This window comes from Corynebacterium sp. HMSC058E07 (assembly GCF_001809885.1).
Lineage (GTDB): Bacteria > Actinomycetota > Actinomycetes > Mycobacteriales > Mycobacteriaceae > Corynebacterium > Corynebacterium macclintockiae.
This window is the reverse complement of the sequence record NZ_KV799252.1, coordinates 18,571-43,329: the sequence shown is the minus strand read 5'-3', so window position 1 is coordinate 43,329 and position 24,759 is coordinate 18,571. Positions and strand designations below refer to the sequence as shown.

Annotated in this window: 22 protein-coding genes; 16 read left to right on the top strand and 6 right to left on the bottom strand. The window is 64.0% G+C overall.

The window, feature by feature from the left end; genetic code table 11:
• Window positions 1-64: 64 nt before the first annotated feature.
• Entirely contained in the window at window positions 65-706 is a 642-nt protein-coding gene (locus HMPREF2678_RS01795; protein WP_034969473.1) for a TetR/AcrR family transcriptional regulator, read from the bottom strand.
• 69 nt (window positions 707-775) lie between these two features.
• Between HMPREF2678_RS01795 and HMPREF2678_RS01790 the strand changes: the two genes are divergently transcribed.
• Together HMPREF2678_RS01790 and HMPREF2678_RS01785 are read left to right on the top strand one after the other, a co-directional pair.
• The gene (locus tag HMPREF2678_RS01790; protein ID WP_070550617.1) at window positions 776-1,708 is read left to right on the top strand and encodes a histidine phosphatase family protein; all 933 of its coding nucleotides are present in this window, start codon (window positions 776-778) and stop codon (window positions 1,706-1,708) included.
• An 82-nt stretch (window positions 1,709-1,790) separates the two neighbouring features.
• Entirely contained in the window at window positions 1,791-2,831 is a 1,041-nt protein-coding gene (locus HMPREF2678_RS01785; protein WP_070550623.1) for a nucleoside hydrolase, read from the top strand.
• Window positions 2,832-2,914: 83 nt separating this feature from the next.
• On the opposite strand, the gene metE is transcribed toward HMPREF2678_RS01785, so the two are convergent.
• Entirely contained in the window at window positions 2,915-5,233 is a 2,319-nt protein-coding gene (gene metE / locus HMPREF2678_RS01780; RefSeq protein WP_070550616.1) for a 5-methyltetrahydropteroyltriglutamate--homocysteine S-methyltransferase, read from the bottom strand.
• Window positions 5,234-5,625: 392 nt separating this feature from the next.
• Here metE and HMPREF2678_RS01775 point away from each other — a divergent pair, with 392 nt between their 5' ends.
• The 3 genes from HMPREF2678_RS01775 to HMPREF2678_RS01765 all read left to right on the top strand — a co-directional run bounded on the left by HMPREF2678_RS01775 (window position 5,626) and on the right by HMPREF2678_RS01765 (window position 8,335).
• On the top strand, window positions 5,626-6,375 hold the full coding sequence (locus tag HMPREF2678_RS01775) for an ECF transporter S component (protein ID WP_196244235.1): 750 nt from the start codon (window positions 5,626-5,628) through the stop codon (window positions 6,373-6,375).
• 12 nt (window positions 6,376-6,387) lie between these two features.
• Window positions 6,388-7,068 (top strand): energy-coupling factor transporter transmembrane component T family protein, encoded by a 681-nt coding sequence (locus HMPREF2678_RS01770; RefSeq protein ID WP_070550615.1) that lies wholly within the window; start codon window positions 6,388-6,390, stop codon window positions 7,066-7,068.
• A gap of 79 nt (window positions 7,069-7,147) precedes the next feature.
• The gene (locus HMPREF2678_RS01765) at window positions 7,148-8,335 is read left to right on the top strand and encodes an ATP-binding cassette domain-containing protein (RefSeq protein ID WP_070550614.1); all 1,188 of its coding nucleotides are present in this window, start codon (window positions 7,148-7,150) and stop codon (window positions 8,333-8,335) included.
• 48 nt (window positions 8,336-8,383) lie between these two features.
• Here the strand turns inward: HMPREF2678_RS01765 and HMPREF2678_RS01760 are convergent, their stop codons facing one another.
• Window positions 8,384-8,806: a Rieske (2Fe-2S) protein gene (locus HMPREF2678_RS01760; RefSeq protein WP_034974844.1), complete on the bottom strand. Its 423-nt coding sequence runs from the start codon at window positions 8,804-8,806 to the stop codon at window positions 8,384-8,386.
• Window positions 8,807-8,898: 92 nt separating this feature from the next.
• Between HMPREF2678_RS01760 and purT the strand changes: the two genes are divergently transcribed.
• Window positions 8,899-10,134 (top strand): formate-dependent phosphoribosylglycinamide formyltransferase, encoded by a 1,236-nt coding sequence (purT, locus tag HMPREF2678_RS01755; protein WP_034974846.1) that lies wholly within the window; start codon window positions 8,899-8,901, stop codon window positions 10,132-10,134.
• A gap of 16 nt (window positions 10,135-10,150) precedes the next feature.
• The gene (locus HMPREF2678_RS01750) at window positions 10,151-11,080 is read left to right on the top strand and encodes an oxygen-dependent tRNA uridine(34) hydroxylase TrhO (protein ID WP_070550613.1); all 930 of its coding nucleotides are present in this window, start codon (window positions 10,151-10,153) and stop codon (window positions 11,078-11,080) included.
• Window positions 11,081-11,406: 326 nt separating this feature from the next.
• Here HMPREF2678_RS01750 and HMPREF2678_RS01745 read toward each other — a convergent pair whose 3' ends face one another.
• Window positions 11,407-12,015, bottom strand: a complete 609-nt coding sequence (locus tag HMPREF2678_RS01745; protein WP_070550612.1) for a GNAT family N-acetyltransferase — start codon at window positions 12,013-12,015, stop codon at window positions 11,407-11,409.
• A 3-nt stretch (window positions 12,016-12,018) separates the two neighbouring features.
• Window positions 12,019-13,440 (bottom strand): FAD-dependent oxidoreductase, encoded by a 1,422-nt coding sequence (locus HMPREF2678_RS01740; protein WP_070550611.1) that lies wholly within the window; start codon window positions 13,438-13,440, stop codon window positions 12,019-12,021.
• A gap of 339 nt (window positions 13,441-13,779) precedes the next feature.
• Here HMPREF2678_RS01740 and HMPREF2678_RS01735 point away from each other — a divergent pair, with 339 nt between their 5' ends.
• The 9 genes from HMPREF2678_RS01735 to HMPREF2678_RS01695 all read left to right on the top strand — a co-directional run bounded on the left by HMPREF2678_RS01735 (window position 13,780) and on the right by HMPREF2678_RS01695 (window position 23,690).
• Window positions 13,780-15,486 carry a nitrite/sulfite reductase gene (locus HMPREF2678_RS01735; protein WP_070550610.1) on the top strand — a complete coding sequence of 569 codons (1,707 nt, stop codon included), beginning with the start codon at window positions 13,780-13,782 and terminating at the stop codon, window positions 15,484-15,486.
• A 3-nt stretch (window positions 15,487-15,489) separates the two neighbouring features.
• Window positions 15,490-15,699: a hypothetical protein gene (locus HMPREF2678_RS01730; protein ID WP_034971702.1), complete on the top strand. Its 210-nt coding sequence runs from the start codon at window positions 15,490-15,492 to the stop codon at window positions 15,697-15,699.
• Between the two features lie 232 nt (window positions 15,700-15,931).
• Complete coding sequence (locus HMPREF2678_RS01725; protein WP_070550609.1) at window positions 15,932-16,732, top strand: phosphoadenylyl-sulfate reductase; 801 nt, start codon at window positions 15,932-15,934, stop codon at window positions 16,730-16,732.
• Window positions 16,729-17,643: a sulfate adenylyltransferase subunit CysD gene (gene cysD, locus HMPREF2678_RS01720; RefSeq protein WP_034971707.1), complete on the top strand. Its 915-nt coding sequence runs from the start codon at window positions 16,729-16,731 to the stop codon at window positions 17,641-17,643. Before HMPREF2678_RS01725 ends, cysD begins: the two co-directional genes overlap by 4 nt.
• Window positions 17,643-18,902 (top strand): sulfate adenylyltransferase subunit 1, encoded by a 1,260-nt coding sequence (locus HMPREF2678_RS01715; RefSeq protein WP_070550608.1) that lies wholly within the window; start codon window positions 17,643-17,645, stop codon window positions 18,900-18,902. The genes cysD and HMPREF2678_RS01715 overlap by 1 nt, the downstream gene beginning before the upstream one ends.
• Before the next feature lies 1 nt (window position 18,903).
• Window positions 18,904-19,695: a sirohydrochlorin chelatase gene (locus tag HMPREF2678_RS01710; RefSeq protein ID WP_035002703.1), complete on the top strand. Its 792-nt coding sequence runs from the start codon at window positions 18,904-18,906 to the stop codon at window positions 19,693-19,695.
• Window positions 19,696-19,792: 97 nt separating this feature from the next.
• The gene (locus tag HMPREF2678_RS01705) at window positions 19,793-20,800 is read left to right on the top strand and encodes a sulfite exporter TauE/SafE family protein (RefSeq protein WP_034969216.1); all 1,008 of its coding nucleotides are present in this window, start codon (window positions 19,793-19,795) and stop codon (window positions 20,798-20,800) included.
• A 97-nt stretch (window positions 20,801-20,897) separates the two neighbouring features.
• Window positions 20,898-22,391 carry a phosphate acetyltransferase gene (gene pta / locus HMPREF2678_RS01700; protein WP_070550607.1) on the top strand — a complete coding sequence of 498 codons (1,494 nt, stop codon included), beginning with the start codon at window positions 20,898-20,900 and terminating at the stop codon, window positions 22,389-22,391.
• A gap of 87 nt (window positions 22,392-22,478) precedes the next feature.
• Window positions 22,479-23,690 (top strand): acetate kinase, encoded by a 1,212-nt coding sequence (locus HMPREF2678_RS01695; protein WP_035002701.1) that lies wholly within the window; start codon window positions 22,479-22,481, stop codon window positions 23,688-23,690.
• Between the two features lie 657 nt (window positions 23,691-24,347).
• On the opposite strand, the gene HMPREF2678_RS10495 is transcribed toward HMPREF2678_RS01695, so the two are convergent.
• The coding region (locus HMPREF2678_RS10495; RefSeq protein WP_305764385.1) for a tetratricopeptide repeat protein at window positions 24,348-24,759 on the bottom strand (412 nt) is incomplete at its 5' end.

Below are 24,759 nucleotides of genomic sequence, written 5' to 3'. Positions count from 1 at the left end.
TGATTCAATAAATGGCGTTCGGGGAAAACGTGGAAAAGTTGTGGCGTTTTACCTGTTCAGCGCACTAGATCCCGAGCGCTGTGAACCAGACCTTGTTGGCGGTAGCCAGAACGCGGTCGAGCGTCCGCTGGTTGGGCTCCCCGAAGTACTTTTCAACGAACATGCTGTACGCCAAACGGCTGACCATGCCGGACAGGGAAGCGGCGAGCATCTCTGGATCCTCGGCGACGGGGATAACCCCGTTCTGCTGCAGCTGCTCAATCATGCGAGTGTTCCGATCCACAAAGCGGCGGGCGCGTTGGCGTCGTTGCTCCCGGAAATTCGGGTCGATCTGCGCTACCTGATCCATCAGCGCCATTTCGCGGGCGTTGCGCTGAAAGGTGGCCAGGTACTGACGGTTGACCTCCGCGATGGAACGACGCACCGCGGAGGCGCTGTGAAAGTTGAGGTGTTTGCCTCCGCTGCCACGCATTTCTTCCTCCACCTGGTTCAGCACCGCGGCCAGGAGGTCATCCCTGTCTTCGAAGTAGGTGTACAGCGTGCCGACGGAACAGTGTGCCTCGCGGGCGATCTGGGTGAGCTTCGCTTCGTGGTAGCCATCGCGCACGAAAACTTCGCGCGCCGCGTTGAGGATGGTTGCTCGTCGTTCTCGGGCGCGTGGGGTGAGGCCGGTCTTGCGAGTGGCTCGGTTTGTCCCGTGTGGCATGTACGACATGTTATAAGCTCGATTTTCACGTCACCAGGTTTTTGCGAGTTTGTTTTGGGAGCGGTAGCAATGGGGATTCTCTATCTGGTTCGCCACGGTCAGGCGAATTCCGGTGGGCTGCACACCGACAATGTCGCGGAGGGGGAGATGGAGGCGACGTACGATCAGCTCACTGAACTCGGGCACGAACAGGCGCGGGTGACGGGCCGCGCGCTGGCGGAGCGGATCGGCAGCGGCAGTGGCAGCGGCAGTGGCAGCGGCAGTGGCGAGCGCCCCATCATTCTGTCCGGCCCGCTAGGTCGACAGCTCAGTACGGCTGGGGAGATCTACGCCGAGATGGTCGCCGCTGGCTTGGATCCGCAGCCCGTAGAGACGGTCGAAGAGTGGCGGGAGTTCAGCTCGGATGCCGTGCTGGCACCCTATTTCCGAGCCTATCCCGGCGAGCTCGCGCAGATCCGGCGCGCATACGCCGCCGCGCGCACAGGGCACGCAGGGCAAGGTTCGGGACAGGTCGCAGGCGGGATGAAGGAGCACAACCGTCTGCTCGGCCAGGCTGTAGATGCGGCCCTACGGCAGTGGCGCTCAACCCCGGGGTTCGCCTCCTTCGCCGCGCAGGTAAGGCAAGGATTTTCGGACGCCACCTTCCTCGCCGCCCAACACGGATCAGTCGTGGTTGTCACCTCCGCCGGCCCGATCTCCATGTGTGCCGCTGCGCTGATCGGCGCCGACTGGACGCACATGATCAACAACATTTTTACTTCTTCGGTGAGTGTGTTCAGCACCCGCGGCGCAGCTGCTTCGGGCCCAGCCGCGGGCGCTGCCGCTGATACTGCCGGCACTGATACTGCCGCTGACACTGCAGCTGGCACTGACGCCGCCGCTGACACTGCCGGCACTGATACCGTCGCTGACACTGCAGCGCAGTTGCTGAGCTTCAACGAGCATGCTCACCTGGATTACCCCGACCCATCCGGCGCCCGCCGACTCCGCCGCTACCGCTAAAAATTTTTCGCGCCGGGTTGTTTTCAGCGCTGGTTGAGTGCTTGGGTGCCGCGCGACTCGTTGGATTGGCATGATTGGCATCATGACCTCACACTCGGCAGATACAACTGACTCACCGACCGCGCCCGCGAACCCGGCGAACCGGGTGAAGGTAGTCGCGGATGTGGACACGGGCATCGACGATGCCCTGGCTCTGACCTATCTAGCTCATCTGCATGCTTCGGGGCGGATCGAACTTGGCGTCACAACGAGCGCCGGCAACTGCGGCGCAGCGCAGGCAGCCGCGAACAGCGCGGATGTACTGGCTGCGTGCGGAGTGGACGTGCCAGTCCTCGCGGGCGCGGCCCAACCCGTGAGCGTGGAGCTGGTGACCACCCCGGAGACGCACGGCCCCACAGGACTTGGCCACTACATCACCAGTGCGGACCCCGCCGACTATGCACCGAATGCCGAAGAGGCTGTGGCCAGCTGGGAGGGCGCCGATTACCTCCTGATTGCGGGGCCAGCTACGAACCTTGCGTGGGCGCTGGAGCACTGCCCCGATGTGTTGGACGGTACTGAGGTTTGCCTCATGACCGGGGCTTTTAACTATCCAGGGAACACTACTCCGCTGGCGGAGTGGAACGCTTGGGTGGATCCGCATGCGCTCGGATACTCGCTGGAGCGGCTGGCGCAGCGTTCGCAGCGGCGCCAGGCGCAGGGTTCGGCCGGCCTGCCAACCTTGTGCCCCCTTAACGTCACCGAGACAGTGCTTTTGTACCCCGATCGGCTTGAACGTTGGCTGGAAGGTTCGGAGGGGGAGGAGGTGGCGTCAACAAGAAAGCAGTTAAAGCACCTGCTTTCCGAGGCGCTGCGCTTCTACTTTGAGTTTCACCAGACAGTAGGGGTGGGGTATTGCGCGCAGATACATGACCTTGCCGCCGCGATGGTGATGCTGGGGCGGGTGCCGTTTTCGGTGCGCGCCGGGGCCGTCGAAGTCGAGGCGGAATCTGCGCTGACGCGGGGTGCGACGCTGGTCGACTGGGACGGCGGGTACTGGCAAAAGCCGGCGAACGCGAAGATCCTCCAGGGGTTGGACCCGCTGGACGTGTTCGCAGAGTTCGAGCGGGTTGTGTTTGGGTAGCGCTGAGGCTATTCAACCCTGGTAAACCCAGTTAGGTGCGAGCTGGTCTGCAAAAGCCCAGCCGGCCCAGCCAGCACCCCAGGCTAGACGTGCGCGCGAGCCTTCTTGGCAGCCGCGACCAGTACCTCCAGGGAAGCAGTGGTCTCTTCCCAGCCACGGGTCTTCAGGCCGCAGTCCGGGTTGACCCACAGTAGAGAGGGATCCACGGAACCCAAGGCGGCGGTCAGTAGCTCGTCGACTTCCTCCTGCTTCGGCACACGCGGGGAGTGGATGTCCCACACGCCCGGGCCAACTCCCAGCTCGTAGCCCTCGTCCTTCAGCGCGGCCAGAACCTGCATGCCGTTGCGGGCGGCCTCGATGGAGGTCACGTCGGCGTCCAGGTTGGAGACTGTGTCGATCAGCTCGTTGAACTCGGAGTAGCACATGTGCGTGTGGATCTGAACCTTGTTCTCCGCGCCCGAGGTAGCCAGGCGGAAGGAGCCAACCGCCCATTCCAGGTAGTCCGGCTGCTGCTCCTTGCGCAGCGGCAGCAGCTCGCGGATGGCGGGCTCGTCCACCTGCACCACGCGGGCGCCAGCGGCGATCAGATCGTCAATCTCGTCGCGCAGTGCCAGCGCAACCTGGTCGGCGGTAACACCCAGCGGCTGGTCGTCGCGCACGAAGGACCAGGCCAGCATGGTCACCGGGCCGGTCAGCATGCCCTTGACCGGCTTGTCGGTCAGGTCGGCGGCAACCTTGTACCAGTCGACGGTCATGGCGTGTGGGCGGGAAACATCGCCGAAGATGATCGGCGGGCGCACGCAGCGGGAGCCGTAGGACTGCACCCACGCGTACTCGGTGGACAGGTAGCCATCCAGCTGCTCGGAGAAGTACTGCACCATGTCGTTACGCTCTGGCTCGCCGTGCACCAGCACGTCCAGGCCCAGCTCTTCTTGGCGCTTGATAACGTCCGCGACCTCGTCCTTCATCGCCTGGGTGTAGGCGGCATCGTCGATCTCGCCCTTGCGGTGCTTCGCGCGCGCCTGGCGGATCTCCGTGGTCTGCGGGAAGGAGCCGATGGTGGTGGTCGGCAGCGGCGGCAGGTTCAGCTCTGCCTTCTGAGCCTCGCGGCGGGCCTCGATGGAATCGCGGCGGCGGTCAGCGTCGGTCACGGCATCCTGGCGCTCACGCACGGCTGCGTTGTGGGTCAGGGTGGAGTTCTTGCGGTCCTCGATGGCCGCGCGGGTCTCGGCGAACAGCTGTTCGTCGGCCTCGGTCTGCTCGCCGCGCAGGGTGCGGGACAGGGCTGCGACCTCGCGGATCTTCTCGGAGCCGAAGGCCAGCCACTTCTGCACCTCGGCGTTTAGGTTCTGCTCGCGCTCCAGGGAATAAGGCACGTGCAGCAGGGAACAGCTCGTGGAGACAGCCACCGGGCCGCGCTCTTGCAGGCCCTGCAGAGTCTTTAGCGCTGCGTCCAGGTCGGTGCGCCACACGTTGTGTCCATCCACTACGCCAGCGGCCAGCAGTTCTTTGCCGGTCCATACAGGCAGCTCGGCAGCAGCAGCGCCACCTGTCACCAGGTCCACGCCGAAGGCTGCCACACCGGAGCCGCTCAGTAGCTCGATGGCTGCGTTGCCGTCACCGAAGTAGGTCTGGATAAGCAGGTTGACGCCCTCTTCTCCAGCCCCAGCCACCTCGGCTAGCTTCTCGTAGCCAGCGCGGGTGCGCTTCAGCAGGTCTTCGTTGGCAGCCGCATCCGCGTAGGCGAAGTCGGTAACCAGGATCGGCTCGTCGAACTGTACCCACTTCACGCCGCGGTCTGCGATGCGCTTGAGCAGGCGGGAATAGGCGTCAAAAAATTCCTCGAGGTGAGCGAAGACATCGGAACCGTCGATGGTGCGCGACAGAGCCAGGTACGTCAGCGGGCCCACCAGGACGGGGCGGACGGCCTCGCCAGCGCGGGTGACCTGGTCGCGGATGTCCTCTAGGAATGCGGAATCGTCCAGCTCCACGCGGGAATCCTTGGCCAGCTCCGGCACGATGTAGTGGTAGTTCGTGTCGAACCACTTCGTCATTGCGGAGGCCGGCAGGTCCTTGGTTCCGCGGGCGGCGGCGAAGTATCGGTCGATGAAGCGCGGCAGGCCATCGTTATCGTGATCCGCGATGTCAGCGACGCGCTCGGGTAGCAGCCCCAGCAAAGCGGTGGTGTCGAGTACCGCGTCGTAGAAGGAGCGGCCAGAGAAGGCTGCGGAATCCAAGCCGGCGGCGAGCAGCTCGTCGGTGTAGTCGTTAACCAGGCGTGTTGCGGTGTTGGCCAGGTTGCGTCCGGTGGAGTTATCGCGCCAATAGCCCTCCAGAGCCTTCTTGAGCTCGCGGTCAGGTCCGATGCGCGGAACCCCGGCGACGGTTGCGTTGAAAGTCATCGTCTGTCCTGTCTTTCTGTGCTTGTGCTTGTGCTCGTGCAGTCTGCACTTCTGTTTTTCCAGTTCGCGGCTACCTCCGAAGGGGGGTAAGCCAGTGCGGTTCCCACGCGGTGCTGCCTTTCCCGGGGCTCCAGAAGGCGCGGTTGTGCGGCAGGCTGTAGTAGCCGCCGCGGTGCGCGGGGCGCTTGCTCAACTATTTAAGAATAGACAGCTTAGTCTGTCAACTAGATCACGAAAATTGGTCACCTGTGAGTCGCCCGATTTGTGTAACCAAGCCGCCATCTGTAAGCATTAAACAAACATCAAAACCACTGGCCACATGGGCGAAACGTCGAGGTGACATAGACGTTGCGCACAGGCCATCGACGTAGAGGATTCCCCCCATGCGCCCCCTGTCACGCACAGCAAGTTACGTACTGCTCGGTCTAGCCGCGATTATCATCGTCGCCACCTGGCTGACCCTCGTCATTTGGCAGCCCAGCGACTCGAACTACGAGTCCCTCGCTGATTCCAAGAGCTCCACTATCGCCCTCGTCGGCTTCGTCGTCCCCGCCATCTTGGCGCTCATCGCCGTGATCCCCCGCCTGCCCGTGCGCACCCTGGCGCTGCTGCCGGTCGCGCTGGCGATCAACGTGGTGCTGGGCCACATCATCGGCAACATGGGTCTGCCGCTGCCGCTGTACCTAGATTCGATCGGCACGGTGCTGGTCGGTGCCCTGGCCGGCCCCTGGGCGGGCCTGGTCACCGGCGTGCTGTCCGCCCTGGTGTGGGGCACGTTTAACCCCACCGTTGTAGGCTTCGCTGCCGCTTATGCCTTCGTCGGAGTCTGCGCCGGCCTGCTGCGCAACTGGTGGACCGGAGCGTATTGGAAGATCGCCCTGTCCGCCCTGGTGGTGGGCTTCCTGACGGCCCTGCTGTCCGCCCCCATCGCCTCCTTCATCTTCGGCGGCACCGCGGGAACGGGCACGGGTCTGCTGGTCACTGCCTACCGCTCCCTGGGCTTCGACCCGATGACGGCCGTGTTCTTGCAGTCCTGGACGTCCGACCCTGTTGATAAGCTGATCGTGTTCACCGTCATCTACCTGGTCATTCGCGCGCTGCCTCAGCGCACTCGCCGCACTTTCGCCCCGACGGCGGACTAGCTCCATTTCCGCATGAACCCACTGACTTACCTGACCCTCGCTATCAGCGGGGTGATCTTCGTCCTCGTCGCCGATAGCCTCGCCGTGTCCGCTATCGCGTGGGTTCTGTGCGCCATTGTGGCTCTTTTCTTTTCGACGCCCCGTCGTCCCTTCCTTGCAGCCAACCTCTTAGGACTGCCGGCCTTCGTGGGCTTTGGCTTGATGTATGCCCCCTTCGGCCAGGAGCCCGGCTGGTGGATCATCACCCGCGACGGGCTGCAGATTGCCCTGTCCCTGGGCAGCCGCTTCCTAGCTGCCACCACGATCGGCCTGACCATCGGCAGCTTCGTGAACCTCGACCAGCTGATGCGCACCGTGCAGCCCCGCCTGCCTGCCAAGCTGGTGTACGTCATTGGCGCGACCGCCCGGCTGCTGCCGCTGGCTCGCGCCCGTTGGCAGACGATTCAGCAAGTCCGCGCCTCCCGGGGAGTGGACGTGACAACCGTGCGGGCGAAGTGTCGCATGGTGTTGCCGCTGATCGTCGGCATGGTGGACGATGCCGCCACCCGCGCCCGCCCGCTGCAGCGCACCGGGATCGGCGAGCCCGGCCCGCGCACCGTGCTGCGCCCCGTCCCAGATACCGCAGTGGACTGGGCAGTCCGCCTGTTGGCTTTCGCCGCCTTGGTGGTGGGATGCTGGTGGGCAGTGAACTAGCAGTGCTAGGAGCGCACGCAAGCACCAGCACCACTAAGCACCCGCATGAGCCAAGCGACTAGAAAGACCCACCCGAACAATGCCTTTGAGTACCTACATCTGGGGAGACAGCGGCGCCGGGCTGTCCGAACACGCCTGGGCATACGCTGAAAAGACGGGCGCTGCGTGGGTTGGCAACGAGGCCAGCGCGCACATCTCCCTGCTGCGCAACACGGTCGCCGAAGAGCTCGCCTTCCCCATGGAACAGCGTGGCGTGCCGCAGGTAGAGATGCAGGACCGCGTGGCGGCCGCGCTGCGCCTGTGGGGTCTGGAGGGCCAGGCAGAGCAGAACCCCGCCACCTTATCCACAGGCCAGACCCGCCGCGTAGCTATCGCTGCCGCTCTGCTGGCCCGCCCTGAAGCGTTGGTGCTCGATTGCCCTCTCGACGGCTTGGACGCCACCGCCGTCGAGACCCTGCGCCGTGCCATCGCGGACTTCCCCGGTCCCGTCACCGTTTACGATCGTTCGGGTTCGGCCTTGAGTGATGACGCCCCCTCGCACCAGCGACTACTAGCCGACGGCGCCCTGGAACCTTCCCCTGCGCCGAAGCCTTCAGCCGGTTCGGTGGCCTCGCAGGCTGCAACTCAGGGGAGCGCGGGGACGGCCTTGCTGGCGCGGGGGGTGGTTTTCCGCCGAGGTGGCGTCGGACCCATAAACCTGGAGGTACCCGCAGGGCAGATAGTGCACCTGGCCGGGCCGAACGGGTGCGGCAAGACGACCCTTTTCCTGGGGGCGCTGGGGCTGCTGAAGTACCGCGGCACCCTGCTGGCCGAGGGATCGAAGGGCTGGGCACCGACGCAGATGGACCAGGCGATAACCGCCCGCACAGTCGCCGAGGAACTGGCCATCGGGGCGGGGGAGGAACTGGCCACTGCGGTGATCGATTTTGCCGGACTGGGGCAGTGGGCGGACACGCACCCGCTGGACGTGCCCGCGGCGAAACGGCGGATCGTGCTGGTCGCGGCCGCGATGGTGCGCGGTGCCGACCTGGTGATGCTGGATGAGCCGACGGTGGGGTTAGACACGCCGGGCTATGGCGAGCTGGCGGAGCTGCTGCGCCGCTACGCCGACGGCGAGTATGCGCGGCTGATCGGGCGGGGCCCGCAGAGCGCCGCGAGCCCGCAGAGCCCGCAGGCCAGCCAAGCCGCGCCGACAGTGCTGTGGACCTGTCACGACGCCCGCTACGCCACGCAGGTCAGTGATCAGCGCATCGACATGGCGCGTTAGCGTGGTGGCTTAGTTCGGCGCGCTAGTTCGGCGACTGAGCGTGGTGCCTTAGTTGGTGATCTCGATGGAGTCGCCGTTGCGCTCCACCTTCTTGGCCGGGCTCATCGGATCACGGGAGGGACCTTCCACCACGTCGCCAGTAGCCACGTCGAACTTGGACCCGTGCTTCGGGCAGACCGCCACGGTGACGTCCCCGGCCTTTTCGATGGAATTGATCGTGCCGCCCGCGTGCGGGCAGCTGGTGGAAAACGCCTTGTACTCGTTTTCACCCGGACGGGAAAGCACCCAGCCGTCCAGGATCGTTGCCCCGCCGACCTCCAGGTCAGCGGCATCTGCCTTCGCCACGACCTCTTCGCCGGCGCAGGCGGCCAGCAGCGCTCCGGAGGCGGTGGTGGCGGTGGCGACTGCCATTCCGCGCAGGAAGGAGCGACGGGAACAGGACAGGGGAGTGTTGGGCTGAGAGGTGCTCATGACTGCGATCTTTCCACTGAGAGGCGAAAGCGACAAGCCAGTGCACCGCGTTGGATGCGAAAGGGATACCGAAATAAGTAAGGTGAGTGACTATGTACACTCCCGAGGCCATTGGCACCCCATTGACCCCCACCGCACTTAAGGTTCTACTCCTCGGCGCCAGCGAGCTAGGACGGGAGCTAGCGATCGCCTTGCAGCGCCTGGGTGTGGAGGTCCACGCCGCCGACCGCTACGTCGGCGCCCCCGCCCACCACGTAGCCAACAAAGCACACGTACTGGACATCTTCGACGGGGAATCCATCCGACGCCTCGTGCAGGAGGTTCGCCCACACTTCATCGTCCCCGACGTCGAATCCCTGCCCGCCGACGTGCTGCAGGAAATCGAGGCCGAAGGAGTAGCCTCCGTCGTGCCGACCGCCCTAGCCAACCGGCTGACCATGAACCGCGAAGGCATCCGCACCTTCGCCCACGACAAGCTGGGCCTGCCGAACAGCGCCTTCCGATTCGCCTCCACCCCCGAAGAAATGACCCGCGCTGCCGAAGAGATCGGCTACCCATGCGTGGTCAAGCCAGTGATGGGCAGCTCCGGGGCTGGCCAAAGCTACGTCGGAGGAGCCGACGAACTGGAAGCCGCCTGGAATGAAGCGATGAAGAACTCGCGCTTCAACGTCCAGCGCGTGATGGTGGAGCAGTACATCCCCTTCGACTACGAGGTCACCATCCTCGCCGTGCGTTCCATCGACCCCGCCACCGGCCGAGAAGCCACCTGGTTCTGCGAGCCCATCGGCCACCGCCAGGACCGCGGCGACTACGTGGAATCCTGGCAACCCGCGCACATGTCAGAGGATGCCCTGGATACCGCACGCAGCATCGCCGCCCGCATCGCCACTGCCCTGGGAGGCCGCGGCGTGTTCGGCGTGGAACTGTTCGTCAAGGGCGACGACGTCTACTTCTCCGAGGTCAGCCCCCGCCCGCACGACACGGGCATGGTCACGCTCGGCACCCAGCGGTTCTCGGAGTTCGACCTCCACGCGCGCGCCATCCTGGGGCTGCCGATCGACACCACCCTGATCTCCCCGGGAGCCTCCGCCGTCATCCGCTGCGAGGATAGGGCAGACGGCGATATCGAATACGTGGGCGTCAATAAGGCAATGGCAGTAGAAGAAACAAACGTCTACCTGTTCGGCAAGCCCCGAGCGCTCACGCGACGGCGCATGGGCGTGACCGTTGCCACCGCCGAGGACATCAACCAGGCACGGCAGCGCGCCGAAGAGGCCGCCGGATACATCAAGGTGCGCCCCGCGGTTTTCGCAGAAGACGGGCAGTAGACCTAAGATCCCAGGTATGGGACATAGCGCAACTGACCTCAACGAAACCCGAATCCTGCTGTACTACTGCTTCACCCCGATCGAAGACCCGACCGCGGTGATGCTGTGGCAGCGTGCGCTATGCGAACAGCTGGAGTTGAAGGGGCGCATCCTCATCAGCAAGCACGGCATCAACGGCACCGTCGGCGGCTCGCTGGCCAGCTGCAAGCAGTACGTGCGCCGCACCCGCGAATTCCCAGGATTCAAAAAGATGGAGTTCAAGTGGTCCGCCGGTTCCGCCGACGACTTCCCGCGCCTGTCCGTGAAGGCGCGCGACGAGATCGTGGCCTTCGGAGCCCCGGATGAGCTGAAGGTCGACGAAAACGGCGTAGTCGGCGGTGGGGTGCACCTGAAGCCGGAAGAAGTGAACAAGCTGGTAGAAGAGCGCGGTGACGAGGTTGTGTTCTTCGACGGGCGCAACGCCATGGAGGCGGAGATCGGCAAGTTCAAAAACGCCGTGGTGCCCGACGTGCGCACCACCCACGACTTCATCAGCGAGATCGAATCCGGCAAGTACGACGACCTCAAGGACAAGCCAGTCGTCACGTACTGCACGGGCGGCATCCGCTGCGAAATCCTGAGCTCGCTGATGAAGAACCGCGGGTTCGAGGAGGTCTACCAGATCGACGGTGGCATCGTCCGCTACGGAGAAAAGTACGGTGACAAGGGCCTTTGGGAGGGGTCCTTGTATGTTTTCGACGGGCGCATGCACATGGAATTTAGTGATGACGCCGCTACGCTGGGCCGCTGCCGAGCGTGTGGGCACGCGACCAACGACTTCCACAACTGTGTGAACGAGCAGTGCCGCGAGCAGATTCTGCTGTGCGACGGGTGTGCCGCGGACCCGGCGAGCGCGACCTGCGGGCGCGACGAATGCGCCGAGGCCGCAGCGGGGATGTCGCGCTAGAGCTGGGGTCGGTGAACTGCTGTTTTGTGGGGCTCCTGTGGGGTAAATGTCGCTAGAACGGGAATCTGTACTGCCCTCGCGGGGTAAATGTCGCTAGATCGGGAATCTGTTAACGACAATGGTTTGCATAAATGCAAAGGTGCAGGTCAGAGCGTTTTGAAAAATGGGGGCGTTCGGTGCGCGCTCACAGATTCCCGTTCTAACGACATTTGGACCTGGAGTGGGGGTCGCAGCGGGGATGCCGGAGTGGAGGTAGCCGCAGGGATGGTGGCGAAGTAGCTGCAGGGGCGCGACGAATGCGCCGAGGTCGCAGCGGGGATGCCGGGCTAGAGCTCCAGCTCCATGGTGACGTGGGGGATGCCCTCCTCGTCGAAGGGGTCACCGACGGGCTTAAAGCCGAACTTTGCGTAGAAGCCCTGCACCTGCTCTTGCGCATTCAATGAAACGCGGGCGACCTGGGTAGTCGGGTCGAGCGCGGCGGCGCGTCCCTTGCAGACCTCCAGGGCTTGCTCCATGATCTGGGCGGCAATGCCGCGGCCGCGCACATCCTTGGCTACGCACATGCGGCCAATGTGCTGGTCATCCGGCTTGCCATACACGCGCGCCGTGCCCACCAGGCGCAGGGGAGATCCCGGATCCGGCTGGCCGAAGGGGTACTCCGGGCCGCTGCCGGGGTGGATGTATGCCAGCACGTGGTGGGTGTTGGGGTGCGGGTCGATATCGTCGATCTCCGCGAAGGGGGTCTGCTGTTCGTGGACGAACACGTCTACACGCAGCTTGTACAGAGGGTGAAGCTGCTGGGCGGGCATCGCCAGAAGCGCGCGACCGGTGAAGTGGACGGCTGGGAACTCGGCCGAGCTTCCAGCGGCGGAAGGGGAACCGGAGCCGACGGAGGGGGAGCCGGAGCCGGAAGCGGAGGAGGGAGTGCTGGTCATGGCTTAGGCGTTCTTGCCCTGAGAGTGGCGCAGCATCTCGTCCCACTCGCGCACCTTCTTGCGCTCGCGGCCCTCAGCCTCGCCGAGCTCGCGCTCGTGCTTGTCCAGGCTGTACCAGCCTTCCCAGGTGGTGTGGGCAATGCCCTTGTCCTCCAGGAATGCCTCGACTGCCTCCAACTCAGGCTTCTCCGGGTTGAAGCCGATGCCGTTGGACGCGTCCTCCAGCAGGTTGGCGACAGCTTCGTTGGCATCGCCCTTGGTGTTGCCAATCAGGCCGACCGGACCGCGGCGAACCCAACCGGTGGTGTACACGCCGGGCAGGCGCTCGCGCTTCTCGGCCTCCGGGTCGGCGGAACCGGGAACGCCCGCGATGCCGTCGGCGGTCGGTCCTTCGGTCAGCACACGGCCTCCCACGTTCGGCAGAACGTTCTGACGCTCATCCCACGGCAGTCCCGGCTGCTCGTCGGACTTGTAACCCACGGCGCGGTACACCGCGCCGACCGGCCACTCGGTGAGCTTGCCGGTGCCAGAGACAGACCCGTCGCCGTTCAGCTCGGTTCGTTCGGTGACGAATGCGGTGACGCGGCCTTCGGCGTCAGTTTTAACCTCAACCGGGGACTCAAAGAAGTGGATGTACAGCTTGTGGGGAGCGCCCTTCGGGTCGGCGATGGCGTACTGCTCCAGGCGGGTGCAGACCATGTCCTGAATTTTGGACGCCCGGCGGGCCTGCTCGGAGCCTTCGTCGTACTGGATGTCCTCCGGGTCGATAACGATCTCGATCGTGTCGGAATCGTTGAGCTCCTTCAGTTCCAGCGGGGTGAACTTAGCCTGTGCCGGGCCGCGTCGGCCGAATACGTGGATCTCCTTGGCCTGGTTGTCCTTCAGGGAGTCGTAGACGTTGTCCGGGATCTCGGTGACCTTCAGCTCCTCGCCGGTCTTGGCCAGCACGCGGGCGACGTCCAGGCCGACGTTACCCACGCCGACGACGGCGACGGAGTCTGCGGACAGGTCCCACTTGTCCTCGAAGAAGGGGTTGGCATCGTAGAAGCCTACGAACTCGCCAGCGCCGATGGTGTGCTCGCCGCCGGGGATGTTCAGCGGGCGGTCGTCGGTGGCGCCGGTGGCGTAGATGACTGCGTCGTAGAACTGCTTCAGCTCGTCGATGGTGATGTCTTCGCCGACGTTGATGTTGCCGAACAGGCGGATCTCGGGCTTGTCCATCACCTTGTGGAGGGACTTGATGATGCCCTTAATGCGCGGGTGGTCGGGGGCGACGCCGTAGCGGATCAAGCCGAAGGGAGCCGGCATGCGCTCGTAAATATCGACGCTGACGTCGGCCTCAGACTTCGTTAGCGCGTCGGAGGCGTAGATGCCTGCCGGGCCGGAGCCAATGACTGCAATGCGAAGTGGGCGATTCTCGGGCATGTCAGGTGTAAATCCTTCTTATTCGGGTCGTACTTCGGTCTTGGGGTAAACCGCGGTGTTGAACTCGTGCAGTGAGCTCCTGCAGCGCGATGGTTGTCGCGCTGCCTCAACCACATGCATTAACCACATGAAGCGTTCGAACTGTTTATGAATTAACACAGTCTAATGTAGCGAAAATCCACGCTGAGTCACTACATGGGGTCGCCGCGGGCAACTCCCCGAACTATAGACAACTCTGTCTATAAAGATCAAGAATTCGCTTGAATTTGTGAGTGATCCCATCTAGGCTGAACCGGGCAATGTAGACAGACAGATCAGTCTAGACAGAGGTTGAGACAGATGACGACCGGATCGACCACCGGACCAAACGCTGAAAGCAAGCCAGCGCGCCCGCGTCGCAAGAAGCAGCGCAAGCCCCAGGGACAGTGGGCTGTTGACGGCCGCGAGCCGCTCAATGATGACGAGCGGGTCAAGCAGGAAGACCCTGGCATTAGCGTGATGCAGCGCATTCGCGATATCTACTCCAAGGAGGGCTTCGACTCGATTCCCGCCGAGGACCTCGCCCCGCGCTTCAAGTGGGTCGGCATGTACACCCAGCGCAAGCAGGGCCTCGACGGCGAAAAAACCTCCACGCTAACCAATGCGGAACTGCAGGATAACTACTTCATGATGCGCATCCGCCTTGATGGCGGCGTGGTTAGCTCCGCTGGCCTGCGCGCCATCGGCGAGGTCGCCGAAAAGTATGCCCGCAACACCGCCGACTTCACCGACCGTCAGAACGTGCAGCTGCACTGGATCCGCATCGAAGACGTCCCCACCATTTGGGACGAGCTAGCAAAGGTCGGCCTGGATTCCTTCTTTGGCTGCGGCGACGTGCCACGCGTGATCCTCGGTTCCCCGGTGGCGGGCATCGCCAAGGATGAAATCATCGACGGTCGCCCTGCGATCGAGAAGATTAAGAAGGAACTGCTGCCTGACCCTGAGTTCGGCAACCTTCCCCGCAAGTTCAAGTCCGCGATCTCTGGCCACTCCCGCCAGGATGTCACCCACGAGATCCAGGACCTCGCCTTCATTGGCTCCGAGCACCCCGAATACGGCCCTGGCTTCGATGTCTGGGTCGGTGGCGGCCTGTCTACTAACCCGATGCTCGCTCAGCGCCTGGGCGTGTGGGTGCCGATCGATGAGGTGCCCGAGGTCTGGGCTGGCGTGGTCCGCATCTTCCGCGACTATGGCTATCGCCGCATGCGCAACCGCGCCCGCCTGAAGTTCCTGGTGGCCGACTGGGGCGTCGAAAAGTTCCGCGAGGTACTAGAGACCGAGTACCTCAAGCGCCCACTGCTGGACGGTCCGGAGCCAGAGGAATACCCCGGCTACCGCGACCACGTCGGCCTGCACGAACAGAAGGATGGAAAGTTCTACCTGGGTGTTAAGCCCACGGTGGGGCACACCGATGGCAAGCAGCTGCAGCAGCTGGCTGACCTGGCGGAAAAGCATGGCACTACCAACATCCGCACTACAGCGGACAAAGAGCTGCTGTTCCTGGATCTGGAGCGCGAGTCTGCGGAAGCCCTCGCCGCGGACCTGGAGGTGCTCGGCCTGTCCGCCAACCCCTCGGCCTTCCGCCGCGACATTATCTCCTGCACGGGTCTGGAGTACTGCAAGCTGGCCCACGTCGTCACCAAGCAGCGCGCCATTGCCCTGGTTGACGAGCTAGAGGATCGCCTGGGTGACCTTGATGTGCCGCTGAAGATCAGCCTTAACGGCTGCCCGAACTCCTGCGCCCGTACCCAAGTGGCGGATATCGGCCTGTCCGGCAAGATTCTCACCACTGACGAAGGCGAGCGCGTGGAGGGCTTCCAGGTTCACCTCGGCGGCACCATCGGCATGGAGTCGCACTTCGGCAAGAAGGTTCGCGGCAACCAGGTCTACTCCAAGGATCTGGGCGACTATGTGGTTCGCGTCGTGGAGAACTTCAAGTCCCACCGCACTGACGGTGAGGAGTTCCGCGACTGGGTTATCCGCGCCGACGATGAGCTGCTGGTGTAGCCGATGAGTGTTCCCGATATGGATTCCTTGCCCAGCGTGAACGAGCAGCTTGGCGGCCGTGCGGGCCACCCGAATGCCCGCCGCGCCACCGTGAATAACTGCCCCTACTGCATGTCCCAGAACCTGTTCCCCGACGCGGAGACCGACAACGCCTGGCAGTGCCGCGAGTGTATGCGCGTTTTCTCCGTCAAGTTCCACGGACAGCTGTTGTAACTGACTTTTTATTGACGCCTTTTGCCTCCACCCCTGAAAGGCCTTTCGTGCCCTTTGTGCAGGTAGCGGCGGTGGGGCGTCATAAAGAATCTTGAACTTGGTTGAGAAGATGGACAGATTGGTCTATTGTGGTGAAAGCTAAAACAGACTGATCGGTCTATCTAGGGAAAAGTTTCCCCGAGTTCTTGCAAGACACACTTCACAAACCCAACAACCCCGAGAAGAGGAGCTCATGAGCCTGGTAGATGCGACCGGCCTGCTCGGCGGGAATTCGGACAAGTACCGAGACCCCGCCGAGAGTCCGAAGGGCGCGCCGACCAAGACCACGCCGCTGAGCGACGAGGAGCGAGCGGCTAACGAGCAGCTCGTCGCCGAATGGAACGACAAGCTAGAGGGCGCCAGTGCCGAAGAAATCATGGACTGGGTGGCCGAACACGTGCCCGGCAAGATCGCCGTGACCATGTCGATGCAGGACACGGTCCTGGCCGAGCTGGCCGAGGGGCGCCTGGCCGACGACCGCGCCGAGCTGGTGTTCCTGGATACCGGCTACCACTTCGCCGAGACGATCGAGACCCGCGACAAGGTCCAGCAGCGCTACAACCTGCCGCTGGAGAACATCACCCCTGTTCTCAGCCGCGAAGAGCAGGACAAGACCTACGGTTCGCGCCTGTACGCCCGCGACAACACCGCCTGCTGTCGTATGCGCAAGGTCGAGCCGCTGGCGCGGATGCTGAACCCCTTCAACGCCTGGATCACTGGCGTGCGCCGCGTGGATAACGCCTTGCGCGCCAACACCCCGGTGCTGGATGTCGACCGCACCGGTCGGCTGAAGATCAACCCCATCGTCGCCTGGAGTGACGAGGACGTGGAGGCCTACATCGCCGACCACGATCTGATCATCAACCCCCTGACGAAGCAGGGCTACCCGTCGATCGGCTGCGAAACATGCACCCTGCCGGTTGCCGAAGGACAGGACCCCCGATCCGGCCGCTGGGCCGGTTCCACCAAGACAGAATGCGGACTTCACACATGAGCACTGAAAACAACAACGCCCTCTCGCCGCACCTGGCGAGCCTCGAGGCGGAAGCAATCGAGATCCTGCGCGAGGTAGCAGGCCAGTTCGAGCGTCCCGCGCTGCTGTTTTCCGGCGGCAAGGATTCCGTCGTGGTCCTGGAACTGGCCAAGCGCGCCTTCCACCCGGCACCGGTTCCCTTTGAGCTGGTGCACGTAGACACCGGCCACAACTTCCCGGAGGTCATCGAGTTCCGCGACAAGATCGCCGCGGACCCGAAGGTGACGCTCCACGTCGCCGCCGTGCAGGACTGGATCGACAGTGGTGCTGTCCAGGAGCGCCCGGACGGCACTCGAAACCCGCTGCAGACCGTGCCGCTGGTGGAGACCATCCAGAACCGCGGATACGACGCGGTGCTGGGCGGTGCCCGCCGCGACGAGGAGAAGGCGCGTGCGAAGGAGCGCGTATTCTCCGTGCGCGACAGCTTCGGCGGTTGGAACCCGCGCCGCCAGCGCCCCGAGCTGTGGGGCCTGTACAACGGCCGCCACCAGGTGGGGGAGAACATTCGCGTGTTCCCGATCTCTAACTGGACTGAGGCTGACGTGTGGGACTACATCCGCGACCGCAACGTTGAGGTCCCGGCGATCTACTACTCCCACCAGCGTGAGGTATTCAACCGCAACGGCATGTGGCTGACCCCGGGCGAGTGGGGCGGCCCGAAGGAAGGCGAGGAGCTGGTCGAAAAGACCGTGCGCTACCGCACTGTCGGTGACATGAGCTGCACCGGCGCCGTCCTTTCCACCGCTACGACCATCGAGGACGTAATCGACGAAATCCGCCAGTCCACCACCACCGAGCGCGGCGCCACCCGTGCCGACGACAAGCTCAGTGAGTCCTCCATGGAGGATCGCAAGAAGGAAGGTTACTTCTGATGTCCACCAACCTGCCGACCCTCCGCCTGTGCACCGCCGGCTCCGTCGATGACGGCAAGTCCACCTTCGTGGGCCGCTTGCTGCACGACACGAAGTCCATCCTGGCCGACCAGTATGAATCTGTAGAGCGCGTCTCCAACGCCAAGGGTCTGGAGAACCCCGACCTGTCCCTGCTGGTCGATGGCCTGCGCGCCGAGCGCGAGCAGGGCATCACCATCGACGTGGCCTACCGTTACTTCGCCACCGACAAGCGCAGCTTCATCCTGGCCGACACTCCGGGGCACGTGCAGTACACGCGCAACACCGTCACGGGCCTGTCCACCTCCGAGCTGGTCATTGTTCTTGTTGACGCCCGCAACGGCGTGATCGAGCAGACCCGTCGCCACCTGACTGTGGCGGCGATGATGAAGATCTCCCACGTCATCGTGGCCGTCAACAAGATCGACGCGGTCGATTTCAGCGAACAGGTGTTTAACGACGTCAAGGCCGATGTGAACGCACTGGTCACCGAGTTGGGACTGGCACACGTCGACGTGGTTCCGACCTCCGCTCTGCTGGGCGATAACGTCGTCGAGCGCAGCCAGAACACCCCGTGGTACACGGGTCCGTCCGTGCTGGAGATCCTGGAGACTGCCGAGCCGGCGAAGAACACCGCCGACGTGGAGCGCGGCCTGCGCTTCCCGATCCAGATCGTCATCCGCGACCACGCCACCGACTACCGTGGCTACGCCGGCCGCATCACCGCGGGCAAGGTGTCCGTCGGCGATAAGGTGCTGGCCGACGGCCGCGAGGCAATCATCGAAGGCATTGACGGTCCGGCAGGGGAGCAGCAGACCGCCACCCGCGGCGAGTCCGTCTCCCTCCGACTGGACCGCGACATCGACCTGTCCCGCGGGGACATCATCGCGGCCGACGACCTGCCGGAACCACAGCAGACCTTCACTGCCACGGTGTTCCATCTGTCCGAGACCCCGGTGCGTCTGCGCAGCAATGTGCTGGTGCGCTACGGCACCGCCCTGGTGCGGGGCCGCGTGGACGAGGTCATCCGGCGCGTGGACATCTCCGGTCGCAACCGCAGTGAGGAGGAGATCGCCCACGGCAGTGCCGACGAGCTGGCCCTCAACGACATCGCGGAGGTGCGCGTGACGGTGGCCGAGCCCCTGCCGGTCGAGGCCTACCGCCGCAGCGGCCGAGTTGGCTCGTTCCTGCTGGTCAACCCGGGTAGCGGCGACACTCTGACCGCAGGCTTGGTGAACTAACATGACCTGGCCGGTACCCATCATCTGCTTGGCGCACGGATCCCGCCACCCACAGGCGGACCAGGCGGTCGTCGAGATCGCCGAGCGTATAGCCGAGAGCACTGGGGTGCCGGCCTTTGCCGCTTTCCTGGATTTCCACCCCGCCACCCTGGCCACCGTCGCGCACCGCGTAGTCGCGGCGGGGTACACGGAGGCGGTTGTGGTTCCGTTGCTGTTCACTAGGGCTTTTCACGCCCGTCACGACGTCCCCGCTGCCATTGCTGAGGCTGCCGAGTCTATCGACGCCACCTCTTCCGCCGGCCTGACCCTGCATCTAGCCGATGGCTTGGGAACCGGCGCTGACATGGAGGAACTGGTCGCCGACTTCACGGCCCGGTACCTCGCTGAGATTACCGCTGGGCCTGCAAATGCCGAGAGCGCTGTGCATGCCGCAAACGCCGCGAGCGCTGCGAGCGCTGGCGCCAGCATCGACAAGCTGGCGCTGTATTCCGTGGGCTCCAGCCAGCCCGGCGCCAACAAGGCGATAGCCGAGTTCGCCGAGCGCGTCGGCGCCCGACTGAACATGCGCACCACTCGCTCCTTCGTCGCCACGGGCGAGCACCCGGGCAGGGATACGAACGCCCTGCTGGACTTCGCGGACGAACGCACCGTCACTGTGCCGCTGTTCGTCAGCCCCGGGCTGCTGTGGGACAGAGCCAAAGACCGAATGCCAAGCGGCCGGACATGTACCCGCCACCTCGGTGCTGCGGTTGCTCCGGTCGTTATCAGCCGCGCCTGTTGCGCGCTGCCCTAACTTCCCCAGCCAAGCTCCCTAACCGTTTTCCCACAACAGCTCTCTCCACAAAAGCTCCCCTCACAACCCTCACAACACAACTCTCTAGGACTAACCCATGAAGATCTTGATTTTCGCCATCGTTGGCGTGGTAGCCCAGTTGGTCGATGGCGCGCTAGGCATGGCATTCGGCATCACGGCGACAACGCTGCTGATTTTCTCCGGCCTCGGTCCCGCGCACGCCTCCGCCGCCGTCCACCTCGCAGAGGTCGGCACCACGCTGTTCTCTGGCCTGTCGCACTGGCGGCTGAAGAACGTCCACTGGCCGACTGTCCTCGCCCTCGGCGTGCCGGGAGCCATCGGTGCCTTTATGGGCGCCTATGTGCTCAGCAACCTATCCACCAAGGCCGCTGAGCCCGTCGTCTCCACCCTGCTGGTGCTTCTCGGCGCCTACGTGCTGGTGCGCAGTGTGGCCGTGCCGTGGAAGAAGGATGAAAAAACCCAGCCGGTCTCCACCACCCGCCGCTCCCGTTTCGGCCTGGCAGGCCTGGGCCTGGCCGGTGGCTTCCTGGATGCTTCTGGTGGTGGCGGCTGGGGGCCGGTCACGACCTCCACTCTGATGAGTGTGGGCAAGGCCGAGCCCCGCCGCATCATCGGCACGGTCAACACCGCCGAGTTCCTGGTTTCCGTCTCCGCCTCCGCCGGCTTCGTAGTCGGCATGGGTTCCGAGCTCTCGCAGAACTGGCAGCCCGTGGTCGGCCTGCTGGTCGGTGGCGCCATCGCCGCCCCCATTGCCGCGTGGATCGTGACCATTATGAAGCCAGAAGTACTGGGCGGAGTGGTCGGTGCCCTGCTGATGCTGCTGAATTCCAGCCGACTGGTGAACTACTTCGGTTTCCTCGGCGTAGTCGCCGTCATCCTCATCGGCCTGGCCGTCATCGTCGCACTCGTTGTCGTCCGCAAGCGCTCCCTGCTGGAACGCTCACTGACCGGCGACGATGTACCGGAAAACTCGCAGCAATCCACCTCTGACAGCGATGCTGTGGCCGCCGAGCGGTCGGCAAGTGGGCGTCAATACGAAAAACAGTGCGAACAAGAAAGAGAAAAAGAGCGCGCCAGGGGGTAAAACGAGGGCGAACCTTCCGCGCGCGCCTCGCCAGTGCGGGGCGGCCAAGGCACAATGGAGGTGAGAAAAGAACTCCATTGAGGAAGGTACGTGAGCTGTGTCTACTGGGACTGGATCCACTGGTACGAATGCCGTTATCTCGCCGATAGCTAGCGCCGCCGCCCGGCGCTCCGACATCCTGGAAGCACTGGGCGAAGCAGGTGCCGTCGACATCTTCGACACGATCCGCCCGTCGGCTCCGGACTTTGCCGCCGCCCTCGACGCGGCCTACGGCGCGGAAGCAACTACCGACAGCGCGGCTGGCAATGCGGCTGGACATACGGCAGGCGCAGTGCTGCTGGGCACCGGGGAAATCAACTTCGATTCGCGCCTCGCCGCCGCTGCCGGAGCCTCCCACTACCTCGTCGCGGGCGGCCCAGCCGATGCCACGGCGCTGCAGTTGGCTTCCGGGCAGCTCGTCCGCTCCGACCGCACACCTGCCGGTATCTCTTTTATTGACGCCACCGCCGCGGCCGGCTCGGCATTGTCCACCGCGGTCGAGGCCGAGGGGAAGGCAATCCGCCACGTCGCCCTGGAGGACATTGCGAAGGCCGGCGCCAAGGAACCGGTGATCGGGCCGGAGCTGTTCGAGCGCAACCTGATGATCAAGGCCCGCGAAAAGAACGCACACATCGTGCTGCCGGAAGGTGAGGACGACCGCATCCTCACCGCCGCCGACCAGCTGCTGCGCGCCAAAGTGTGCAAGCTGACCATCCTGGGCAACCCGGACCAGATCGCCAGCCGCGCCAAGGAGCTGGGGCTGGACCTATCCGGCGCAACGCTGACCGACCCGACCGCGGGCGATCAGCTGGAGGAGTTCGCCGCCGAGTTCGCAGAGCTGCGCAAGCACAAGGGGGTCACCCTGGACCAGGCCCGCGAAACCATACGGGACATCAGCTACTACGCCACCATGATGGTGCACAAGGGCATCGCCGACGGCATGGTTTCCGGTGCGGCGCACACCACCGCGCACACCATCAAGCCGTCGTTCCAGATCATTAAGACCGCGCCGGGATCCTCGGTGGTCAGCTCCATCTTCCTGATGGTGATGGACGGCGTGCTGTGGGCATTCGGCGACTGCGCCGTGAACCCGAACCCCACGCCCGAGCAGCTGGCGGAGATCGCCGCAGTGTCCGCGCAGACCGCTTCCCAGTTCGGCATTGAGCCGAAGGTGGCGATGCTGAGCTACTCCACCGGCACGTCAGGCGCCGGTGCCGACGTCGAGGCCGTGGCTGCCGCCGTGAAGAAGGCCCAAGAGGATAACCCGGATCTGCCGCTGGACGGCCCGCTGCAGTTCGATGCCGCAGTCGTGGAATCCGTTGGCCAGAAGAAGCTGCCGGGCTCCGACGTGGCCGGGCAGGCGACCGTGTTCGTGTTCCCGGACCTGAACTGCGGAAACATCACCTACAAGGCAGTGCAGCGCACCGCCGACGCCCTGGCAGTGGGGCCGATTCTGCAGGGGCTGAACAAGCCAGTGAACGACCTGTCCCGCGGGGCGACCGTTCCGGACATTGTGAACACCGTGGCGATCACGGCGATCCAGGCCAAGTAGAGGCTCATAAAGCCGCACTATGCGGCGGCTCCGACCTAGCGGCAGCCCCGACAAAGCGGCAGCCCGGACAAAGAAGAGAGAAGACAAATGACCCAGTACGTACTCGTCCTTAACTCTGGTTCCAGCTCCATCAAGTTCCAGGTTCTCGACCCGAATGCCGACGCGACGGCCGACCCGTTCGTCTCCGGCATTGTCGAGAAAATCGGCGAGAAGAAGGGGCACATCCAGATTCAGACGGAAACGTCGAAGATGGAGGACAATCGCCCTATCCTCAGCCACTCTGTTGGCCTAGAACGTGCCTTCGGCATGATGACGCTACTGGGCGTCGGGCCCCAAGACCTAGACCTGGTAGCAGCAGGGCACCGCGTGGTCCACGGTGGGGCAACGTTCACAGAGCCCGTACTGATCGACGACGACGTGATTGAGCAGCTGAAGGACCTGATCCCGCTCGCGCCGCTGCACAACCCCGCCAACATCGACGGCATCGAGAACGCCCGCGCGCTGTTGGAACATGTTCCGCACGTGGCTGTGTTCGATACCGCATTCTTCTCCACGCTGCCGGAACACGCCGCGAACTACGCCATCAAGAAGGACATCGCTGACGAGTACAACATCCGCCGCTACGGCTTCCACGGCACCAGCCACGAGTACGTCTCTTCCAAGGTGCCGGACCTACTGGGCAAGCCCGCCGAGGAAATCAACCAGATCACTCTGCACCTGGGTAACGGTGCTTCGGCCGCTGCGATCCGTGGCGGTGTGGCTGTTGATACGACGATGGGATTGACGCCCCTAGCCGGCCTGGTGATGGGTACCCGTTCCGGTGACATTGATCCTGGCATTGTTTTCCACCTGGCCCGCTCCGGCGGGATGACGGTGGACCAGGCGGATAAGCTGCTGAACCGCGAGTCCGGTCTGAAGGGCATGGCCGGGGTAAATGACTTCCGCGAGCTGAAGGAGATGATCGATGGTGGTGATGAAAACGCGCAGCTGGCCTACGACGTGTACATCCACGCACTTCGCCGCTTCATCGGGTCTTACATGCTGATTCTCGGTGGCGTGGACGCGATTGTGTTCACCGCAGGCGTGGGCGAGAACGCGGTGCAGGTGCGCCGCGATGCAATGGCTGACCTGCAGAACTTCGGCATTGAGATTGACGAGGGCCGGAATGAGAACTCCGAGGGGATCGTGGGTGAGCGCGAGATCTCGACGGATGCTTCCAAGGTGAAGGTGTTCGTGGTGCCCACAAATGAGGAGCTGGCGATTGCCCGCCAGGCGACGGAGCTGGCTGCGCAGCAGTAGTGCCGGACATTGCGCCGGCTGCGGCGGCGCTGCTGTGGTGCTGTACAGTGCGCCGGCTGCGGCGGCGCTGCTGTGGTGCTGTAATGCTGGGCTTGCCGGGGTTTGGCTCGGCCGGAAGCGCCGGTTTAGCTCCCTTGGCTGGGTCAAAATGTCGGAAAAGTTGCAAAACGTTATTGGGTACTATTTCTACTTATGTAAAACTGCAGGTAGGAGCGTTGTTGTCGGTGGTGCAAGTTTTGCTGGCTCTACGTTTTGCAACTTTTCCGACATGTAGCCCTCTTGGGGAGGGTGAATTGCCTCAAAATGTGGAGAGGGTTCGCGCGTTGGCGGTTATTTAGCCCCCCGTCGGGGTAGGGATGTCGTTAGGGTGAGAATTTGTGCGCTGTTGGGGTTCTGATGGGGGCTTGTGGCACCGAAATGTCGTTAGAACGAGAATACGTTAATGCAATGAGTTTTCACTAATGTAAAAGTGCAGGTAGAGAGCTTGGAGCTGGGCACAAAATTTTTTCGGCCTTCGCAGATTCCCGTTCTAGCGACATTTGATCCGGGAAAGCTGGGCAGGTGAGACTGCAGGGGAAAGCTGGGCAGGTGAGACGGCAGGGGGAAGCCGGGCAGGACGAGAGAGGGCGGAGGGGGCGGAGCAGGGGAAAGGCCTGCTCAGAACCAGGTTCGAGGGCGGATCCGGTTGGCCATGTCCACCAAGTGATACCTGTGGCGGGCGAAAGGAGCCTGGCGAGCCAGCTGGCGCAGGCTCGCTTCAAGGCCGGAGCGTAGTCCGCGCTCGGTAAATTGCACGTCAAATAGTGGCGCTGACGCGGCTCGACGTCTCGCTTTACCAGGGCCGCTGGAGCCGCTGGAGCCGCTGGGGCCGCCGGGGCCGTCTGGGGCTTTAGGGGCGCCAGTCCTGGAGGACGCGCCGGAGGACGTCCTGGAGGATCCGCTGGAGGATGTCCTGGAGGACCCGCTGGAAGATGTACTGGAGCTGGCAGGGCTGCCCGGAGTTTGGGATCCGTAAGTGCTGGAGGACGCGTTGAAGTCGCCAGCCGGGCCGCCACCGACCACACCGCCG

Coding starts and splice junctions, on each gene's coding strand:
- HMPREF2678_RS01795 (WP_034969473.1), bottom strand. CDS start 706: ATGCCACACGGGACAAACCGAGCCACTCGCAAGACCGGCCTCACCCCA.
- HMPREF2678_RS01790 (WP_070550617.1), top strand. CDS start 776: ATGGGGATTCTCTATCTGGTTCGCCACGGTCAGGCGAATTCCGGTGGG.
- HMPREF2678_RS01785 (WP_070550623.1), top strand. CDS start 1,791: ATGACCTCACACTCGGCAGATACAACTGACTCACCGACCGCGCCCGCG.
- metE (WP_070550616.1), bottom strand. CDS start 5,233: ATGACTTTCAACGCAACCGTCGCCGGGGTTCCGCGCATCGGACCTGAC.
- HMPREF2678_RS01770 (WP_070550615.1), top strand. CDS start 6,388: ATGAACCCACTGACTTACCTGACCCTCGCTATCAGCGGGGTGATCTTC.
- HMPREF2678_RS01765 (WP_070550614.1), top strand. CDS start 7,148: ATGCCTTTGAGTACCTACATCTGGGGAGACAGCGGCGCCGGGCTGTCC.
- HMPREF2678_RS01760 (WP_034974844.1), bottom strand. CDS start 8,806: ATGAGCACCTCTCAGCCCAACACTCCCCTGTCCTGTTCCCGTCGCTCC.
- purT (WP_034974846.1), top strand. CDS start 8,899: ATGTACACTCCCGAGGCCATTGGCACCCCATTGACCCCCACCGCACTT.
- HMPREF2678_RS01750 (WP_070550613.1), top strand. CDS start 10,151: ATGGGACATAGCGCAACTGACCTCAACGAAACCCGAATCCTGCTGTAC.
- HMPREF2678_RS01745 (WP_070550612.1), bottom strand. CDS start 12,015: ATGACCAGCACTCCCTCCTCCGCTTCCGGCTCCGGCTCCCCCTCCGTC.
- HMPREF2678_RS01740 (WP_070550611.1), bottom strand. CDS start 13,440: ATGCCCGAGAATCGCCCACTTCGCATTGCAGTCATTGGCTCCGGCCCG.
- HMPREF2678_RS01735 (WP_070550610.1), top strand. CDS start 13,780: ATGACGACCGGATCGACCACCGGACCAAACGCTGAAAGCAAGCCAGCG.
- HMPREF2678_RS01730 (WP_034971702.1), top strand. CDS start 15,490: ATGAGTGTTCCCGATATGGATTCCTTGCCCAGCGTGAACGAGCAGCTT.
- HMPREF2678_RS01725 (WP_070550609.1), top strand. CDS start 15,932: ATGAGCCTGGTAGATGCGACCGGCCTGCTCGGCGGGAATTCGGACAAG.
- cysD (WP_034971707.1), top strand. CDS start 16,729: ATGAGCACTGAAAACAACAACGCCCTCTCGCCGCACCTGGCGAGCCTC.
- HMPREF2678_RS01715 (WP_070550608.1), top strand. CDS start 17,643: ATGTCCACCAACCTGCCGACCCTCCGCCTGTGCACCGCCGGCTCCGTC.
- HMPREF2678_RS01710 (WP_035002703.1), top strand. CDS start 18,904: ATGACCTGGCCGGTACCCATCATCTGCTTGGCGCACGGATCCCGCCAC.
- HMPREF2678_RS01705 (WP_034969216.1), top strand. CDS start 19,793: ATGAAGATCTTGATTTTCGCCATCGTTGGCGTGGTAGCCCAGTTGGTC.
- HMPREF2678_RS01695 (WP_035002701.1), top strand. CDS start 22,479: ATGACCCAGTACGTACTCGTCCTTAACTCTGGTTCCAGCTCCATCAAG.